Genomic DNA, 2,498 nt, shown 5'->3' with positions numbered 1-2,498 from the left:
TTTTTAAGATATATAATATTAAATTAATAGGAGGTGATACTATGAAAGATAATAAGTCGGTACTGATAACACCTGATGTTATGGAAGAATGTCTGTGTGAGTCCTTGGATATAATTGAAAAAAACATCCAACCCCATAAGCAAAACAAAAAACATTTAAATTAAAAAGCCTGTTTTTCAATTCCCGTCAGTTAATTCTTGGTATGTTCCTTTCTTAACCCATATTTTTCTTTCAGGAATTTGTAATAAAAATAACCTATAAATCTCCCACTGTTCCTCCTATATTCTGGAGGAAACCAAAAGTGGTATTTTTATAGGATTTTACATAAAAATCAATTTTCATTTAACTAAACTGTCATTCCAGCTTCAGCTCCATAAATCTTGCATCTTTAAGTGGATTGTAGGTATAAGCTGGAATATCATAAAAACCTGAGGATGAATACAGGTACTGTGCACTTTTCATAGTTGTAAGCGTATCAAGCCTTATATACTTGTAATTCATACTCCTGGCCTTTTCAACTGATATATCTATAAGTTTTCTCCCTATGCCAAGACCTCTGTAATTGTCACGTACATAAAATCTTTTCATTTCACAGATATCTCCGGATATTTTTCTGAGAGCTATACACCCTGTACTTTTACCATCTACCAAGGCTAGTACAATTATACCGTCTGGTGAGCTGTATTTTCCAGGCAATGTATTCACCTCTGTTTGGAAACCTTGAAAATCAAGATCTATATTCAAGGAATCTGCATAATCCAAAAATAGTTTTTTTACTTCTTCCAATTCATACTTTTCTTTTGCCAATTTAAATTTAATTTCGTGATTTTTCTCTTTAAAAGTATACATACTGATAGCCCCTTTTTATCTTATATATTCACAAGCATAATCAATGTGATTCATGATGTCTTGATATAATAATACTACTATTTCTATTAAATTATCAACCCAAGCTGAAAACAAAAAATTTTGAAACCCACTAGATAATTCCATCAGTTAGGGGAATGAAATTAAAAAGCGGGCTTCAATTTATATTCAATATAATTAAGATAGATGCCGTATTTATGCTGCTAACAACACTCTTAAATTTTGAATAAAAATCAATTTTAGCATGTACCAAAAATACAATTATTTTTCCAATTAAGAATATTATACTCCAATTGAAAGATAAAATCTACATTTATGTAACTCAATTTTGCAATTTGACAGTGAAATTTTAATATATGCATTAGCCAATCAGCACCATGCCGTAACAGTTCATTTGCTCATCACCGTTTTTTTCCTTTAATACACCTATCGGGAATCCATTTGCCTTTATTGTGGCGAATACATCTATGCCGCAGGCTTCCATAGACGGTCTTGCCTCATCTGGGTGTCTGCAATTACCTATATCACATTCTTCACACAATTTACAGGGACCTGCTCCAAAGGCAAATGCCTTATAATTTCCGGATAGAAAAATGTTTCTCTCCATTTCAACGGCAATTTTAGTAGTTGAGCCCAAATCTTTCCTGCACTGTATGAGAAGGGCCTTGTCATAACAATCAACCACCTGCTGTGTCTCCTTATAAGAAGGAGCCTTAGGCGGACAACAGTTGCTCTTGTTATAATTTTTGCATCCAAATTTACATTTCATTATTGTCCATGCACCTGTTTCTATAGTATCTGTATCAATTATCTTAGCATCATATGCTCCAAGTTCCTTTGCCTTTTCAATATACCTTCCGAAATCATTCTCCATTTCAAATTCCCCCCCCAAATCAAATAATTACTTTATAAACCACCTTAAATCATTATACACCAAATTTTATCTTAGTATTAACCATTTTACCATTTTTCGTAATGGACCATATCCTCCAATTTTCTTCTCGGTCTGGGAGCAGGTGTTTCGTCAGCATATCCGACTGTAATCACAGATATCACATATTTATCTTCCGGCACATTCAAAACAGGTCTTATATCATTTTGCTTAAACCACGCAATCCAGCAGGTTCCCAAGCCTAGATTTTCCGCTTGGAGCACAATATGTTCCGCTGCAATTGCAGTATCCCTAATTATCTGCTTGACCTCTTCCTCAGAGCTGTGCTCATCTATAGTCAAAGTATCTGTCCCCTTTATTCTTGAATTCAAATCTCCAACACATACTATGAGAAGAGAGGCAGTATTCATCCACTGTTGATTATGACAAGCTTTTGATACCTTTTTTTTCATATCTTCCGATTGAACTAATATAAAATTCCACGGCTGGGTATTGTCTCCCGATGGTGCAGTCCTGGCACTTTCAAGTAATTGAATTATCTTGTCCCTTTCAATAGTTTTATTTTTATACTTTCTTATACTCCTTCGCTCTTTAATTTCCTCCATCAATTTTAATCACACTCCTAATTTTAATAATTAACTCTTCCTACTAACCATAAATTGTAATTGTTAATTTATATTATACCAATTTACAGATCTTTGTAAAATTATTTTGTTGATAACTATACCCTATTTAATAT

4 protein-coding genes are annotated in these 2,498 nt (G+C 33.2%); 1 reads left to right on the top strand and 3 read right to left on the bottom strand.

The window, feature by feature from the left end:
• The first annotated feature begins 41 nt into the window (after window positions 1–41).
• Entirely contained in the window at window positions 42–164 is a 123-nt protein-coding gene (locus tag CLLU_RS19405; RefSeq protein ID WP_273336385.1) for a hypothetical protein, read from the top strand.
• Between the two features lie 190 nt (window positions 165–354).
• On the opposite strand, the gene CLLU_RS18315 is transcribed toward CLLU_RS19405, so the two are convergent.
• The 3 genes from CLLU_RS18315 to CLLU_RS18305 form a co-directional block, all read right to left on the bottom strand.
• On the bottom strand, window positions 355–849 hold the full coding sequence (locus CLLU_RS18315; RefSeq protein WP_106011191.1) for a GNAT family N-acetyltransferase: 495 nt from the start codon (window positions 847–849) through the stop codon (window positions 355–357).
• Between the two features lie 379 nt (window positions 850–1,228).
• Window positions 1,229–1,741 carry a DUF2284 domain-containing protein gene (locus CLLU_RS18310; RefSeq protein ID WP_106011190.1) on the bottom strand — a complete coding sequence of 171 codons (513 nt, stop codon included), beginning with the start codon at window positions 1,739–1,741 and terminating at the stop codon, window positions 1,229–1,231.
• Window positions 1,742–1,827: 86 nt separating this feature from the next.
• Entirely contained in the window at window positions 1,828–2,367 is a 540-nt protein-coding gene (locus tag CLLU_RS18305) for a nitroreductase family protein (protein ID WP_106011189.1), read from the bottom strand.
• Between the last annotated feature and the right edge of the window lie 131 nt (window positions 2,368–2,498).

The sequence above is a fragment of the Clostridium luticellarii genome, assembly GCF_002995845.1.
In the GTDB taxonomy this organism is placed as follows: domain Bacteria; phylum Bacillota; class Clostridia; order Clostridiales; family Clostridiaceae; genus Clostridium_B; species Clostridium_B luticellarii.
Note: the sequence above shows the minus strand (reverse complement) of the source record. Positions and strands in the feature narration are given on the sequence as shown.

What these genes read in the sequence shown, in the direction of transcription:
- CLLU_RS19405 (WP_273336385.1), top strand. Translation starts at nt 42, where the DNA reads ATGAAAGATAATAAGTCGGTACTGATAACACCTGATGTTATGGAAGAA.
- CLLU_RS18315 (WP_106011191.1), bottom strand. Translation starts at nt 849, where the DNA reads ATGTATACTTTTAAAGAGAAAAATCACGAAATTAAATTTAAATTGGCA.
- CLLU_RS18310 (WP_106011190.1), bottom strand. Translation starts at nt 1,741, where the DNA reads ATGGAGAATGATTTCGGAAGGTATATTGAAAAGGCAAAGGAACTTGGA.